12 protein-coding genes are annotated in these 13,924 nt (G+C 73.8%); 9 read left to right on the top strand and 3 right to left on the bottom strand.

Annotated elements, in window-relative coordinates; translation table 11 throughout:
- Nucleotides 1-86: 86 nt before the first annotated feature.
- The 9 genes from OHB41_RS18095 (at nucleotide 87) to OHB41_RS18135 (ending at nucleotide 10,360) form a co-directional block, all read left to right on the top strand.
- Nucleotides 87-494 carry a hypothetical protein gene (locus OHB41_RS18095; RefSeq protein WP_266699275.1) on the top strand — a complete coding sequence of 136 codons (408 nt, stop codon included), beginning with the start codon at nucleotides 87-89 and terminating at the stop codon, nucleotides 492-494.
- Between the two features lie 41 nt (nucleotides 495-535).
- Nucleotides 536-1,729: a glycosyltransferase gene (locus tag OHB41_RS18100; RefSeq protein WP_266699276.1), complete on the top strand. Its 1,194-nt coding sequence runs from the start codon at nucleotides 536-538 to the stop codon at nucleotides 1,727-1,729.
- Complete coding sequence (locus OHB41_RS18105; protein WP_266699277.1) at nucleotides 1,726-3,213, top strand: exopolysaccharide biosynthesis polyprenyl glycosylphosphotransferase; 1,488 nt, start codon at nucleotides 1,726-1,728, stop codon at nucleotides 3,211-3,213. The genes OHB41_RS18100 and OHB41_RS18105 overlap by 4 nt, the downstream gene beginning before the upstream one ends.
- 124 nt (nucleotides 3,214-3,337) lie before the next feature.
- The gene (locus tag OHB41_RS18110) at nucleotides 3,338-4,798 is read left to right on the top strand and encodes an O-antigen ligase family protein (RefSeq protein WP_266705949.1); all 1,461 of its coding nucleotides are present in this window, start codon (nucleotides 3,338-3,340) and stop codon (nucleotides 4,796-4,798) included.
- The gene (gene murJ / locus OHB41_RS18115; RefSeq protein WP_266699278.1) at nucleotides 4,795-6,543 is read left to right on the top strand and encodes a murein biosynthesis integral membrane protein MurJ; all 1,749 of its coding nucleotides are present in this window, start codon (nucleotides 4,795-4,797) and stop codon (nucleotides 6,541-6,543) included. The genes OHB41_RS18110 and murJ overlap by 4 nt, the downstream gene beginning before the upstream one ends.
- Nucleotides 6,527-7,333 (top strand): polysaccharide deacetylase family protein, encoded by an 807-nt coding sequence (locus tag OHB41_RS18120; RefSeq protein WP_526024931.1) that lies wholly within the window; start codon nucleotides 6,527-6,529, stop codon nucleotides 7,331-7,333. Before murJ ends, OHB41_RS18120 begins: the two co-directional genes overlap by 17 nt.
- On the top strand, nucleotides 7,333-8,466 hold the full coding sequence (locus OHB41_RS18125) for a glycosyltransferase (protein ID WP_266699279.1): 1,134 nt from the start codon (nucleotides 7,333-7,335) through the stop codon (nucleotides 8,464-8,466). The genes OHB41_RS18120 and OHB41_RS18125 overlap by 1 nt, the downstream gene beginning before the upstream one ends.
- Entirely contained in the window at nucleotides 8,463-9,236 is a 774-nt protein-coding gene (locus tag OHB41_RS18130; protein WP_266699280.1) for a YveK family protein, read from the top strand. Before OHB41_RS18125 ends, OHB41_RS18130 begins: the two co-directional genes overlap by 4 nt.
- Nucleotides 9,233-10,360: a GNAT family N-acetyltransferase gene (locus OHB41_RS18135; protein ID WP_266699281.1), complete on the top strand. Its 1,128-nt coding sequence runs from the start codon at nucleotides 9,233-9,235 to the stop codon at nucleotides 10,358-10,360. Before OHB41_RS18130 ends, OHB41_RS18135 begins: the two co-directional genes overlap by 4 nt.
- 39 nt (nucleotides 10,361-10,399) lie before the next feature.
- On the opposite strand, the gene OHB41_RS18140 is transcribed toward OHB41_RS18135, so the two are convergent.
- The 3 genes from OHB41_RS18140 to OHB41_RS18155 all read right to left on the bottom strand — a co-directional run bounded on the left by OHB41_RS18140 (nucleotide 10,400) and on the right by OHB41_RS18155 (nucleotide 13,783).
- Complete coding sequence (locus OHB41_RS18140; RefSeq protein ID WP_266699282.1) at nucleotides 10,400-11,818, bottom strand: glycoside hydrolase family 26 protein; 1,419 nt, start codon at nucleotides 11,816-11,818, stop codon at nucleotides 10,400-10,402.
- Between the two features lie 721 nt (nucleotides 11,819-12,539).
- The gene (locus tag OHB41_RS52035; protein WP_323138379.1) at nucleotides 12,540-13,406 is read right to left on the bottom strand and encodes a chaplin; all 867 of its coding nucleotides are present in this window, start codon (nucleotides 13,404-13,406) and stop codon (nucleotides 12,540-12,542) included.
- Between the two features lie 119 nt (nucleotides 13,407-13,525).
- Nucleotides 13,526-13,783 (bottom strand): chaplin, encoded by a 258-nt coding sequence (locus OHB41_RS18155; protein WP_323138380.1) that lies wholly within the window; start codon nucleotides 13,781-13,783, stop codon nucleotides 13,526-13,528.
- Nucleotides 13,784-13,924 lie beyond the last annotated feature (141 nt).

Raw genomic sequence — 13,924 nt, forward strand, 5'->3', positions numbered from 1 at the left:
GGGGGAGTCAGCGCGCACCCAAGTGATCTGCGGATCTCCGTTCCTCCGCCGGTCCAGAACCTTTTCCCGAAAGGGCAACGCCGGTCATGCCTCATTCCCCGGGCTCTCTGCCGCGCCGCGCGACGGCGGGCCGCTCCGCCCTCGTCGCCCTCCGGACATCGGTCGGCCCCGCGCAGGTCGACGGCGACCGCGGCAGCACCGGAGACCCGCTGAGCCTGTCGGCCGGCGACGATGGGCCGACCGCGCCGAGCGACGCCACCGCCCCCCTGGACGACGTATCCGACTCGTCGGTCACCGGGCCGGGGAACGCCCCCGGGGACGCCCCGGCCGCACGCGTGCCCAGGTCCTCGAACCCGCCCGGATACGACTCCGCCGTCCTCGGCCAGGACACGGAATTCCGGTTCGGGGGTGACCGGTTGACCGTCCAACTCGTTTCGCAGCGAGACGCGGCCTGGGTCGGAGCGCTGTTCGCCGCCGTCGACGCGCAGCGGTGACGCGCGCGTCAGAGCGCCGCCCGTCGCTAAGGAACCCGCGCATGTCATTGCCATCGAGCGACCGCCCGCCGCGAGTCCTGCACCTCAGCCAGCCGGTCGACGGCGGAGTGGCCCGCGTGCTCACCGACCTGGTGAAAGCACAGCTCGCCGCCGGACTGCACGTCACCGCGGCCTGCCCGCGGGACAGCGGCCTCGCGCACACACTCCGTGCGCTCGGCACCGAGGTGACGCACTGGCAGGCGACGCGCGCGCCGGGTCCCCGGCTGGTCCGGGAGGTACGAGGGCTCGCTCGCGTCGTCGCCGAGGCGCGGCCCGACGTGGTGCACGCGCACAGCGCCAAGGCCGGGCTCGCCGCCCGGCTCGTCCTGCGTGGCCGGGTGCCGACCGTGTTCCAGCCGCACGCCTGGTCGTTCGAGGCGGTCGACGGCCTCGCCGCGAACCTCGCGCTGAAGTGGGAGCGGTGGGGGGCGCGTTGGGCGTCCCGGGTGGTGTGTGTGAGTGAGGCGGAGCGAGTCACCGGAGTGCGCGCCGGGGTCAGGGCGACCTGGAGCGTGATCCCCAACGGGGTCGACACCGAGCGCTTCCACCCCGCGGAGGCGGGGACCGTACGGACCGGGATCCCCCTGCTCGACCGGCTCGATCCGGCGGCTCCCCTGGTCGTCTGCGTCGGACGGCTGTGCCGGCAGAAGGGCCAGGACGTCCTGCTGCGGGCCTGGGACACCGTACGGCTGCGGATGCCCGGAGCCCGGCTCGTGCTGGTCGGCGACGGTCCGGAGGCGGCGCGGCTGCGGGCCTCGGCACCCGGCGACGTGCTGTTCGCCGGAGCCGCCGACGATGCCGTGCCCTGGTACCAGGCCGCCGATCTGGTGGTGCTGCCGTCCCGTTGGGAGGGCATGGCGCTGGCCCCGCTGGAGGCCATGGCCTGCGGGCGCCCGGTCGTGATGACGGACGTGGACGGCGCCCGCGAGAGCCTGCCGCCGGGCCTCGACACCCGCTGTCTGGTGCCCTCCCAGGCGCCGGGGCCGCTCGCCCGCGCGATCTGCGACCTGCTGGCCGATCCCCCGCTGCGCGAGTCGCTCGGCCGACAGGGGCGGCGCCACGTACTGACCACGCACGACGTGCGGCGCGCGGCCGACGCGGTCGCGGAGGTCTACCGCGAGTTGCTCACCGCGGGGCCCGGCGGGCACGTCGTGTGCGGGGAACACACCGAGTGCAGGGAGCCCATCCACACGTGACTGCGGAAAGCACCGTTCCCTCCCCCGGCGGACAGCCCCGGGAGTACGGATTCTCGCCCGTCTCGGTCATCCCTTCGCGCGGGGCCGCCGACGGCTTCAGGTTCCCCGCCGGGCAACGGCTGTCCGCCCCGCGCGCCGCGTGGCTGCCCCTGCTCGTCGCGGACGGCGGTGCGGCGCTGCTGGCGGGCATGTCCCTCGCCCAGGTCCAGCGGCACCCGCCGTTCCTCGCCGCGCTGCTGCTCGGCGTACTCGCGCTGAACACTCACGGGGCGCTGTACCGTCCCGGGCGGATCCCCACGGTGCTCGACGACCTGCCCGCCGTGTGCGCGCGCGTCGTGATGACGTGGTGCACGCTCGCGGCCCTGCTGGCGGCGCTCTCCCCTGCCGCGGCGCTGCCAGCCCGGACCCTGGCCGTGGGCTGCGCGCTGCAGTCGGCGGTGAGCTGCGCGGCCCGCGCCGTCGTGCACTGGCGACGCCGCCGGGCCCTGGTCCTGCGTCCCGAGGCCACCCTGGTGATCGGTCCCGCGGGGACCGCCCAGCGGGTGGCCGCGGCCTTCCTGAGGCACCCGCGGTGCGGCCTGCGGCCGGTGGGCATCGTCGCCGCCCAGGGCACCGGCGCCGACGGGCTGCCGGTCCTCACCACGGGCGAGGAGGTGCAGCGGGCCCTCATCCAGAACGGCGTGCGCGCGGTGCTCGTGGTGGAGCCGCGCCGTGAACACGGTCCGTTACTGAGGGCGTTGAGCGAGGCGGGCTGCGTGCTGTGGCACGTCGACGCGGACTCGGCCTCGCAGGAGATCCCGTACGGAGTACCGCGGGGCAGAGCCCACGCGGGCGCGCACGGCAGGGCGGGCGGGAGCGGGCGGCTCGCCGGGTTCGCCTGCCGGCGGATCAACGTCTCCAGGCCGCACGGGAACCTCGGCAAACGGCTTCTCGACGTCGCCGTCTCCGGGGCACTGCTGCTCGTGATCAGCCCACTGCTGCTGGTGTGCGCGGTCACGCTGCGGCTGAGCGACGGACCGGGGGTGGTCTTCCGGCAGGAGCGCATCGGCAAGGACGGGCGGCCCTTCACGCTGCTGAAGTTCCGTACCCACCGCCCGGTCGACGCGCACGAGGCCGCGACCCGCTGGAGCGTCGCGGGCGAGCGGGAGATGAGCCGTTTCTGCCACTTCCTGCGGCGCACCTCGCTCGACGAACTGCTGCAGCTGTGGAACGTCCTGCGGGGCGACATGAGCCTGGTCGGCCCGCGTCCCGAACGGCCCTATTTCGTGGCCAAGTTCAGCCAGACCTACCCGGGCTACGCGGCTCGCCACCGCATGCAGACCGGCATCACCGGACTCGCCCAGATCCACGGGCTGCGCGGCGACACCTCGATCGAGGACCGCTGCCGGTTCGACAACGCGTACATCGACAACTGGTCGCTGTGGCAGGACGTCTGCATCCTGCTGCGCACGGCAGCCTCGCTGGTACGCCCGACGGGGAGCTGAGCCGATGAGCCGAGCCCTGCCCCACTCGCCGCCGGCCGCCGCGCACACGCCGCCGGCCGGCCCCTGCTCGCCGCCGGCCTCCTACGCGCCACCGGCCACCCCTCGCTCGCCACTGGGCACCCTGATGTCCGGGGTGCGCCGTGCGCTGCCAGTGCTGCCCGTCGTGGCGGTGGTCGCGCTGCTCGGGCTGCCGATCGCGCCGAGCGGGGAGGGCGGCGCGAACATCGCGGACGCCATGTCCGGTCTGGTCGTGGTCTGCTGCGCGGTACGGCTCGTACGGGACCGTCGGCGTCCCCTGTCCCCGGGCGCGGCGGTGGTCCTCGCCCTGCCCGTGGTCGGGATCGCGGTCGCGGCGGCCGGGGCGGCGAGCCCCGGGGCCGGGATCACCGGTCTCACCCGCTATCTGCAGATCTTCGTCCTGGTGCCCGCGGCCGTGCTGCTGCTGGTCCGGGACCGCCGCGACTTCCGGCTGCTCGCCTGGTCGTTCGTCGCCCTGGCGCTGTGGCAGGGGGCGGTCGGGGTGCACCAGTACGCCACCGGGACGGGTGCCTCCTACCGGGGCGAGGACGTCCGGGCCGTGGGCACCTTCGGGCCGACGGACGTGATGGGCATGGCGACGGTGGTCGCCTTCGGGCTGGTGTGCTCGCTCGCGCTGGCGCTCGGTTCGGGCACGGTGCGGCAGCGGGCCTCCGCCGTGGTGTGCGCGCTGGCGCTGCTGCCGCCGCTCGCGCTGTCGTTCAGTCGGGGCGCGTGGATCGCCACGGCTCTGGCGTGCGGTGTCCAGCTGACGCTGGCGGGGCTGCGGCGCGCGGTCAGGGTGGGTGCCGTCGTCGCGGCCGTGGCCGTGATCCTGGTGGGCGGGCTCGGCGTCGGTACGGAGATGCTGCAGGAGCGCGTCGACAGCATCACGCAGGTCACCAACGCCCCGGACCAGTCGGTGGTGGACCGGTACACCATGTGGGCGGCGGCCGTCGACATGTGGCGCGACCACCCGTTCACCGGCGTCGGGCTCAAGGGCTTCCCCGACCAGCGCGACGGCCATGCCTCGCTCGCCCTCTCCTCCGGCAGCGACATCGGGGGCGCCGGAACCGCCTACAGCAAGCAGCCGCTGCTCTCCCCGCACAACATGTATCTGCTCGTGCTGAGCGAACAGGGACTGATCGGGCTGCTCGCCCTCACGGGCAGCTGGCTGGCGCTCCTGGTGTGCGCGCTGCGCGGCCTGGTCCGGGTGCGCCGGACGGCGCCGGGTGCCCTGCCGGGGCTCGGCCGCCCCGTCCCGGCACCGTCGGGGCTCGACTGCGCGCTGGTCTCGTGCGGGCTGCTCGGCTGGCAGCTGGTGGACTTCGTGTACGCGGACATCGGCGGACCCTCGACCGTGCTGACGGGGGTCTGCTTCGGCCTGGTGGCCTGGTGGGCGCTGGTGGACCGGGCGTCCCCGTTGTCCCTGGCCTCCGCAGCCGCCGCGTCTCCGACACCCTGGGCCTCCGAAGCGTCCCCGACCTCCCGGGCCTTCGAAGCCGCGGCGCCGCCCCCCGTGTCCTCGTCGCCGGCGGCGGGCTCGCCGGAGGAGGCCGCGACGCGATGACGGTGCAGCCTCCCCGGGCGGCGGCGGCGGCCGACGGCGGCGGGACCGACGACCCGTTCGCCCTGCCGGGTGCCCGAGACGCCGCCCCCGCCTACGACCCGTCCGGCCCGCTCACCCCTCCTCCCCCTTTCTCCCCGTCCTCCCCGCCCATCTCCTCCTCCACCCCCACCGCTCCCGCCGCCTCCACGGAGAACGCCTCCAACCGGTTCCTCGCCAAGGCCGCCCTCGTCACGATCGCGCTGTCGATCGCCGGAGCCCTGCTGGGCCTCGGCCGCGACCAGGCCCTCGCGCACCTGTTCGGAGCCGACTCCGAGACGGACGCCTTCCTGGTCGCCTGGACCCTGCCGGAGTTCGCGGCGACACTGCTGATCGAGGACGGCCTCGCCTTCGTGCTCGTACCGGCGTTCAGCATGGCGGTGGCGCGGCGCGCCCAGGGTGCCGTCGGCGACCCGGTCCGCGCCCTGGTCGCCGCGACCCTGCCCCGGCTGACGCTCGCCGTCACGGCCGTCGCCGCGCTGCTGATCGCCGGGGCGCCCTACCTCGTGCAAGCTCTCGCGCCGGGCCTGCCGGACCCGCGGCTCGCGGTGGACTGCACCCGGTTGACGGCCACCTGCGTGTTCACCTTCGGACTCACCGGGTACTGCAGTGCCGCACTGCGGGCGCACCGCCGGTTCGTCGCACCCGCGGCCATCTACGTCGCGTACAACACCGGCATCATCACGGCCATGTTCGTCCTCGGCGGCCGCTGGGGAGTGCGCGCGGCGGCCCTCGGGGTCGCGGTGGGCGGCGCCCTGATGGTGGTCGCGCAGGCGCCCGCGCTCTGGCGGCAGCTCAGGCGGCACGAGGTGACCGCGGACGGGGCGGCCGTCGCGCAGGCGCGTCCGATGGACCTGACGCTGATCAGCACGGTCCTGCTCTTCGCCCTGTGCCGGCAGTCCCAGGTCCTGATCGAACGGTTCCTGGCGTCGTCCCTGCCCGCCGGTGCCATTTCGCACCTGAACTACGCGCAGAAGGTCGCGCAGATGCCGATGGTGCTCTCGCTGATGCTGTGCACCGTCACCTTCCCGGTGGTGGCGCAGGCGATGGCCGAGGGCGACACCGAGCGGGCCCGCGTCCGTGTGGAGCGCGACCTGGCACTGGTCTCCTGCACCGTTCTCCTCGGCACCGCGGCGGTCGTCGCGTGCGCACCCCAGATGATCCAACTGCTCTTCCAGCGGGGCGCGTTCACCGCTCAGGACACCGCCGCCACCGCCGCCGTGATGCGGGTCTACGCCGTCGGACTGCTCGGCCACACGTTGGTGGGCGCGCTCGTACGCTCCTACTTCTCCTCGGGGCGGCCCACCTGGTACCCGCTGTTCGCGATGACCGCCGGGATCGTCGCCACCTCGTGGATCGGCGCGCTGGCCGTCGGCAGCTGGGGCGTGTGCGGCATCGCCGCGGCGAACGCGGGCGGCGTCACCCTCAGCGCCCTGCTCCTGCTGTGCGGCATGGGAACACGCAGTGTGCCGATCCGCACCCGTCAGGTCGTCGCCGAACTGAGCAAACCGGTGCGCGCGGCGCTCGTCGCGGGCGCGGTGGGGGCGCTCTGCGCGAGCCGTGCGCACTCCCCCTTGGTGGGTCTCCTCCTCGGCGGCACCGTCGTGACCGTCGTCTTCGCCGTGCTGGCCTGGGCCCTGGGGGTCCAGGCCCTCGCACCCGTCCTCCGTTCCCTCAAGCGAAGGCTGCCGCATGTCCGTTTCCGCTGACCGCTTCAGACGTGTCGACGCCCGCGCCGCCACCGACCTCCGTCGCCGCACCCGCTTCCACACCGCCGTGCGGGCCGCCGACACGGCCCCCTGGATCGCGATGTACCACTCCGTGGGCGACTGCTCCGACGACCCGTACCGCATCACCGTGTCGCCGGACCGCCTCGACCACCAGCTGGGGTGGCTGAGCCGCCGCGGACTGCGCGGGGTGGGCATGGCAGAACTGCTCGCCGCACGCGCCCGGGGCAAGGGCCGCGGCCTGGTCGGTCTCACCTTCGACGACGGATACGCCGACTTCGTCGAGACCGCCCTGCCCGTCCTGCACCGGCACGACTGCGGCGCCACCCTCTTCGTCCTGCCGGGTCGGCTGGACGGCGACAACGCCTGGGACCCGCTCGGTCCCCGCAAGCCGCTGCTCGGTGCCCGGGGCATCCGGCTGGCCGCCGCCGAGGGCGTCGAGATCGGCTCGCACGGCCTCACCCACATCGACCTGACCCAGGTCGACGACGCGCTGCTGCACTCCGAGGTCGCCGAGAGCAGAGCAACGCTCTCGGACCTGACGGGCGCCCCCGTCGGCGGCTTCTGCTACCCCTACGGAACCATCGACGCGCGGGTCGTGGACGCCGTGCGCGACGCCGGCTACACCTACGGCTGCGGGATCGATCCCGGCCCGCTGACCGGCCCGCACGCCCTGCCGCGCGTCCACATCGGGCAGAACGACACCGCCGTACGCCTGCTGCTGAAACTCAAGCTGCACCGGCTGCGGCGGCGCCCGGTCGAGGGGGCCTGATGAAGGCCCTGCACATCATCACCGGCCTCGGTGTCGGCGGTGCGGAGCAGCAACTGCGGCTGCTCCTGCGGCACCTTCCCGTCGACTGCGACGTCGTCACGCTCACCAACCCCGGCGCGGTCGCCGACGGACTCGCCGCCGACGGCGTACGCGTCGTCCACCTCGGCATGACCGGCAACCGGGACGTCGCCGCGCTCCCCCGGCTGGCGAAGCTGATCCGCGGGGGCCGCTACGACCTGGTGCACACCCACCTCTACCGGGCGTGCGTGTACGGCCGGATCGCCGCGCGGCTGGCCGGGGTGAAGGCCGTCGTGGCCACCGAACACTCCCTGGGCGATTCGCAGATGGAGGGACGCAGGCTGAGCGCGGGCGTCCGCGAGCTGTATCTCGCCAGTGAGCGGCTCGGCCGGTCCACCGTCGCCGTATCGCCGACCGTGGCCGACCGGCTGCGCCGCTGGGGGGTGCCCGGACCGCGCATCGAGGTCGTCCCGAACGGCATCGACGTGGACCGTTTCCGCTTCGACCCGTCGCTGCGCGCACGCACGCGTCGCCGGCTCGGGCTGCCCGACGGCGCCTACGTCGTGGGCGGTGTCGGCCGGCTCACCGCGGCCAAGCGGTTCGACGTCCTGATCCGCGCGCTGGCCGAACTGCCCCCGGACCACTGGCTGCTGCTGGTCGGCGGCGGCACCGAGGAGAGCGTGCTGCGACGGACCGCGCAGCGGGCCGGGGTCGCGGACCGGGTGCTGTTCACCGGCGAGCGCCCCACCGGCGGCCTGCCGGGCGCCGATCTGCCGTCGCTCACCGCGGCCATGGACGTCCTCGCCTCGCCCAGCGCCGAAGAGGCCTTCGGGCTCGCGGTCGTGGAGGCGATGGCGGCCGGGCTGCCGGTCCTGTACGTCTCCTGCCCCGCGGTCGAGGACCTGCCCGCGGGTGCCGCGCCCGGCGCGCGCCGGGTCCAGGGCGGCGTCGACTCGTTCGTACGCGCCCTCCGGGCGGTCCGCGGGGCGGGTCCCGGGCCCCGTTCGGTACCGAACGCCGCCCACCACTACAGCATCACCCGCAGCGCCGCGCAGCTCATGGACGTGTACGCGGCCGCCGTCTCCTGCACCCCTCTGGGAGTGAGTTCCTCATGACCGAAATCCCCACCAGGCAGCAGCGCTCGGCCGAACCGGCCGGACCGGCGGACACGCCCGCCCCGGCCGGACCGGCGGACACGCCCGCCCCGGCCGGACCGGCGGACACGCCCGGCAAGGCCGGACCGGTGGGCACATCCGGCCCGGCGGGCACGCCCGTCACCCGTCGGAGGGGCCTGCCGCCGTGGACCCTGCTCGTCGCCGGCGCCCTGCTCGGCGGCGCGCTCGGGGGCGCGTACGGCGTCGAGAAGCCCCCGACGTACACGGCGACGAGTTACGTCATCGCCGTCCCGACGGACAAGTCGGACCCGGCGTCGGCGCTCGGCTTCGCGCAGGCGTACGGCCGGGTCGCCACACAGCTGGCGGTGCTCGCGGACGCGCAGCCGCGGGCCGGGGTGCCGGTCTCCACGCTGCAGCGCAGCGTGCAGACAGCGACCTCGCCCGACGCGCCGATGGTCGCCGTGTCGGCCACGTCCCCGCGTCGGGGCCTCGCGGCCGACATGGCGAACGCCGTCTCGCGCTCGCTGACCGAGCACGCCAACGCCACCCGTGCCAGTACGCACGTCCAACTCCTGCAGTTCTCCCGCGCGATGAAGCCGACCGCCCCCTCCTCGCCGTCGCCGAAGGTGACCGGTCTGGTCGGCGCGAGCGCCGGCGGCCTGCTGGGCGGACTGATCCTGCTGGTGCGTCCGCGGCGGGACACGGACTTGGCCCGAACGGCCTCCGTACCGAGCCCGGCGACCGCCGCCGACGCGCACGGACAGCTGTGAACGGCACCCTGCGGGCCGGACTCGGCGGCACCCTGCGGGCCGAGATCATCACTGAGGAGCGGGAGTTCGCCGCCCTGGCCCCCGCCTGGGGACGCCTGTACGGCCGGTGCGCCGCCGCCACCCCGTTCCAGAACCACGCCTGGCTGTACTCCTGGTGGCTGTCGTACGGCACCCCCGGCCGCCTCCGCCTGGTCCTGGTCCGTGACGGCGACGAGCTCCGCGCGGTCGCGCCCCTGATGCGCGTACGCCGCCCCTTGCCGGCGCTGGTCCCCCTCGGCGGGTCCATCTCCGACTACGGCGACGTCCTCATCGACGACGAGTACGCCGACCGCGCGGCGGCGACGCTCGCCGAGGGGCTGTCCCTGGCCGCACGCAGCGCGCTGATCGACTTCCGCGAGGTACGGCCCGGCGGCGCGGTGGAACGGATCTACGAGCGCTGGCGCGGACCGCGGCGCCGGGTGAACGACTCGATCTGTCTGGAACTGCCCGCCCTCTCGATGGACGAACTGGTGCGCCGGCTGCCCTCCTCGAAGGCCCAGCGCGTGCGGGCCAAGCTGCGCAAACTCGCCGCGCTGGGCATCGAGCCCCGGATCGTGCCGCCCGGGGAGGTGGACGCGGCGCTGCGCCGCCTGCTGGAACTGCACCGGCTGCAGTGGCAGGGGCGGAAGGTGACGTCCGAGCATCTCCAGGAGCGGTTCGCCGAACACCTGATCCGGTCGGTCGGACCGATGGTGAGCTCCGGGGACGCGGTGGTCACCGAGTTCCGGCTCGACGGCACCGTGATGGCGGTGGACCTCACCCTGCTGTCCCCGCGGCTGGCGGGCGGCTACCTCTACGGGGCCCATCCGGATCTGCGCGAGCGGAAGGCGGACGTGGCCGTGATGCTGCTGGACGCCTGCGCCCGGCACACCGAGGGGGACCGTCGCGGGGCACTGAGCCTGCTGCGCGGCGACGAGCCCTACAAGCACCACTGGCGCCCGAACCCCGTCGTCAACCAGCGCCTGCTGCTGGCCCGGCGGCGTACGGCGCCGCTGCTGTCGGCGGTGGTCTGCGACGTCGCCGCGCGCAGCCGGGGCAAGGAGCTGGTGCGCCGCTGGAGGGAGCGGGGTGGCGACAGGCCGTGACCGACCCGTCGCCACCCCGATGTCCCGTCCACGGTCCGGTCACCGGTTGCGCGACCACCAGTCGAGGCCGAGGCAGAGCTTCCCTCCGAGCCAGTACTCCACCCAGTCGCCCAGGTCCACCGGCGAACAGCTGGGAGGGTGCACCGGCGTCGGCACGGAAGTGGGCACCGGTGTGGGTACGGGTGTCGGCAGCGGCTTGGGCACGGAGGGCACCGGCGTCGGCATCGGTGTCGGCGCCGGTGTCGGGCCGAGGTGGCCGGAGAGCACCGCGTGGTACACCGAGGACGCCTTCGGGTTGTCCGCGCACTGCCACACGCCGTGCGGGCAGTAGTCGGTCAGCGTGTTGTACAGGGGCGGGTGCTCGTTCATCCACGCGAGCATGCGCTTCATGTACGCGGCGTTGTCGCCGTTGCGGAAGAGCCCCCATTCGGGATACGAGATGGGCTTGCCGTGGACCTTGGCGAAGTCCACGTGCTCCTGCAGGCCGTACGGCTCCTTGACCTCGTCGTCGAACGACAGTCCGCGCGGCTGGTCGTAGGAATCCATGCCGATGATGTCGACCGTGTCGTCCCCGGGATAGCACTGCGTCCAGGGAATGGCGTCCTGGCCGCGGCTCGGGGTGAAGTCGAACCGGAATTTCTGTCCGGGCACCGACCGCATGGCGGCGACGATCCTGTTCCAGTACTTCTTCCACGCGTCCGGGTCCGGCCCGCAGCGGTGGGTGTACGTGATGCCGTTCATCTCCCAGCCCAGCACGATCACGGTGTCCGGCACCTCCAGCCGGACCAGCCGCTGGGCGAGCGCTCGGAAGTGCACGTCGAACGCCCCTTCGGCGCCCTGCCGCAGCAGCGCCCGCACCTCGGGGTCGGAGACGTTCTCCTCGTTGTGCTCCAGCATCGGCACGTTGAGCACGAGCATCCGGTCGGCCCGCTCGCGCCGCCAGTTCGCCCAGACGTCGAGGAAACCGGGCGGTCCCTCGATGTTGCTCCAGAGGTCGCCCGGCAGGTACGTGTGCCCGACGCGCAGCTCCGTGCCGCCCAGCCACTGGCTGAGCTGGGCGATCCGGGCCACGCCCAGCGGGCCGTAGTCGAGGTAGGCCCCGAAGGCCGGGCGCGGTGCGACCGTCGCGGGGGGCGTGGGCTGCGCGGACGTCGCGGGACTCGGCGTCACGGGTGCGGTGGGTGGGGCGGTGGGTGTCACGGATGCGGTGGGAGGCGTCGGCGCGGGCGGCTTCGTGGACGGCGCGGGCGGCTTCGTGGACGGCGCGGGCGGTACGGGCGTCTGCGCCTGCGGTCTCACCGACGCCGGTTTCGGTGTCGGTGTCGGAGGATCGGCGGCGCGCACCGCCCCGGCTCCCACGGCGTATCCCGGACCCGGCGCCAGTGCGATCGACGCGACGATGCCGGCCGCGACGAAGGCCAGCCTTCCGCTCCGGGACCATTGCTGTTGTGGGGCCATGCCTGCTCCTCTCTCCGCTCTCTGCTGCTCCGGCTGCTTTCTCTCTCCTCCTCCACTGACACCCAGTCATATAAATGCCCGTTCCGCCAACAGAGGCATCGTCTTTCCGGCACGTCGGTCACCCGCGCGGGTGACGGAACGAGGGGAAATTCCGCTCCTCTGCTCGGCGGAGCGGGCGTGGAAGGGTGCGCGCCGCGATTCCGCGGGAATTCCCGTTCGTGGATCGGCTTTCGCCCGCGAGACGCAGCCGTCGCCGCCCGGCGTGAGCGGCGCGGGCGTCGTCCCGGCATTGCTCCGAGTGGCCGCGCGTCCGTCTCGTCCAGCCGTGCTTCATCCCGATGGATGACGCGAGCGCCGCGGCCCAGCCGTCGGCGGGCGGCGTACGGCGACGTAAGGCATAGGGCTGGAGACGGTGGGGCGGTACGGGTGCGGAGACGGTGGGGCGGTACGGGGGCGAACGCCGCGGCGGCCGAACGTCACGTCGCGGGGGACGGGTTCGGGGCGCGCCGCGAACCGTCCGGGCCGCTCGGCGACGAGCCGCGCGGGAGCCCGGCCGTGGCGGCCCACGGCCGGCCGGGGCGTCGAGTCCCCGGCGCCGGGTCTGTTCATGACGGCCCCGGGAACAGACCCGGGACCGGCTCCGACGACGAGCTCGGGTGCCGGACACGGTGAGGTGTCCGGCACCCGGTGCGTCGTACGGGCATCCTGCTGGTGCCGCGTGCTAGCGACGCGACGTGGCTCGGCCTCGCCGGTACAGGACGGCGCCGCCGATCAGCAGCGCTGCGCTGGCGGCCGAGAACCCGAGCACGTCCTCACTGCCCGTCTGGGCCAGGGAGGGCGGAGCGGGAGGGGTGACGGGCGGCGTCACCGGCGGAGTGACGGGCGGCGTCACCGGCGGTGTCACCGGCGGTGTCACCGGCGGCGTCACCGGCGGAGTCACCGGCGGCGGGGTGGTGGGGGGCGGCGGAGTGGTCGGCGGCGTCGTGGGAGGCGGCGGCGGGGTGTCGCCGTAGCCGTTCTCGCAGTCGTTGCCGAACGCGGGGTTTCCGATGCCGATCACGTTCACCGAGTCGCCGCAGGCGTTCACCGGGATGTCCACCGGGGCCTGCACGGTGTTGCCCGACCCGATGCCGGGCGAACCGTGCGTCTCGCCGTACGCCGAGGCACCGGAGCCCAGCGAGCCGGAGCCCAGGGAACCCGAGCCCACGCCGGAGCCGGCCGAGTCGTTGCCGGTGGGGCCGCTGTAAGGGCCCGACCCGTGGTGGTCAGTGTGACCACCCACGTGCCCGACCCGGCCCACCTGGTGGACGGGCTGGTGCCTCACGCCACGCGACCCTTGCGAACCCGAGCCGTTGGCGCAGGAGTTCCCGAAGGCCGGGTTGAGCGCGGCGATCACGTTGACGGTGTTGCCGCAGACGTTCACCGGCACGTTCAGCGGAACCTGAAGCGTGTTGCCCGATGCGACGCCGGGCGAGTCCGCCGTGCCGCCGTTCGCCTGCGAGTCCGCGAACGCGGGGGTGCCGTACAGGGACAGGATGCTCGTCGTGGCCGCGGCCATGACCATTCCCTTGCTCAGGGTCTGTCGCAATCTCTTGTCCTCCCTGTGTGAAGAAGTGAGAAGTGATAAGTGAGGAAGGCCGGCCCCGGAGCCGGCAAGGCGGTCCAAGGCCGGCCGTGACACAGCCGGGTGACTGGTGTCCTGTCGCGTCAGTCGTTGGCGCAGGCGCCGCCGAAGGCCGGGTTGAGCAGGCCGATGACGTCGATCGAGTCGCCGCACACGTTGACGGGAATGTGCACGGGAACCTGGACCGCGTTGCCCGAGAGGACACCCGGGGAACCCATGGCGGCGCCCTCGGCACCGGAGTCCGCGAAGGCCGGGGCGGCCATACCCAGGGCCATGATCGCGCCGGCGACGACAGCAGCGCTCTTCTTGTGCTTCACGTGCTTTCCCTTCTCTGCGGTCATGCCCCTATGACGGCCGAAGCCGAGCGAGCGCAACAGGAACGGCTCGCTTCATGACCTGCAGGCTGTAAACGAGGCCGGGACGCCGGAAGAAACTGCGGAACGCACGCCGTTTGGGAATTCACTCGAATTGCCCTGTTTCCC

It is taken from the genome of Streptomyces sp. NBC_01571, assembly GCF_026339875.1.
GTDB lineage: Bacteria > Actinomycetota > Actinomycetes > Streptomycetales > Streptomycetaceae > Streptomyces.

What these genes read in the sequence shown, in the direction of transcription:
- OHB41_RS18155 (WP_323138380.1), bottom strand. Translation starts at nt 13,783, where the DNA reads ATGACCGCAGAGAAGGGAAAGCACGTGAAGCACAAGAAGAGCGCTGCT.
- OHB41_RS18125 (WP_266699279.1), top strand. Translation starts at nt 7,333, where the DNA reads ATGAAGGCCCTGCACATCATCACCGGCCTCGGTGTCGGCGGTGCGGAG.
- OHB41_RS18110 (WP_266705949.1), top strand. Translation starts at nt 3,338, where the DNA reads ATGTCCGGGGTGCGCCGTGCGCTGCCAGTGCTGCCCGTCGTGGCGGTG.
- OHB41_RS18100 (WP_266699276.1), top strand. Translation starts at nt 536, where the DNA reads ATGTCATTGCCATCGAGCGACCGCCCGCCGCGAGTCCTGCACCTCAGC.
- murJ (WP_266699278.1), top strand. Translation starts at nt 4,795, where the DNA reads ATGACGGTGCAGCCTCCCCGGGCGGCGGCGGCGGCCGACGGCGGCGGG.
- OHB41_RS18095 (WP_266699275.1), top strand. Translation starts at nt 87, where the DNA reads ATGCCTCATTCCCCGGGCTCTCTGCCGCGCCGCGCGACGGCGGGCCGC.
- OHB41_RS18140 (WP_266699282.1), bottom strand. Translation starts at nt 11,818, where the DNA reads ATGGCCCCACAACAGCAATGGTCCCGGAGCGGAAGGCTGGCCTTCGTC.
- OHB41_RS18120 (WP_526024931.1), top strand. Translation starts at nt 6,527, where the DNA reads ATGTCCGTTTCCGCTGACCGCTTCAGACGTGTCGACGCCCGCGCCGCC.
- OHB41_RS18130 (WP_266699280.1), top strand. Translation starts at nt 8,463, where the DNA reads ATGACCGAAATCCCCACCAGGCAGCAGCGCTCGGCCGAACCGGCCGGA.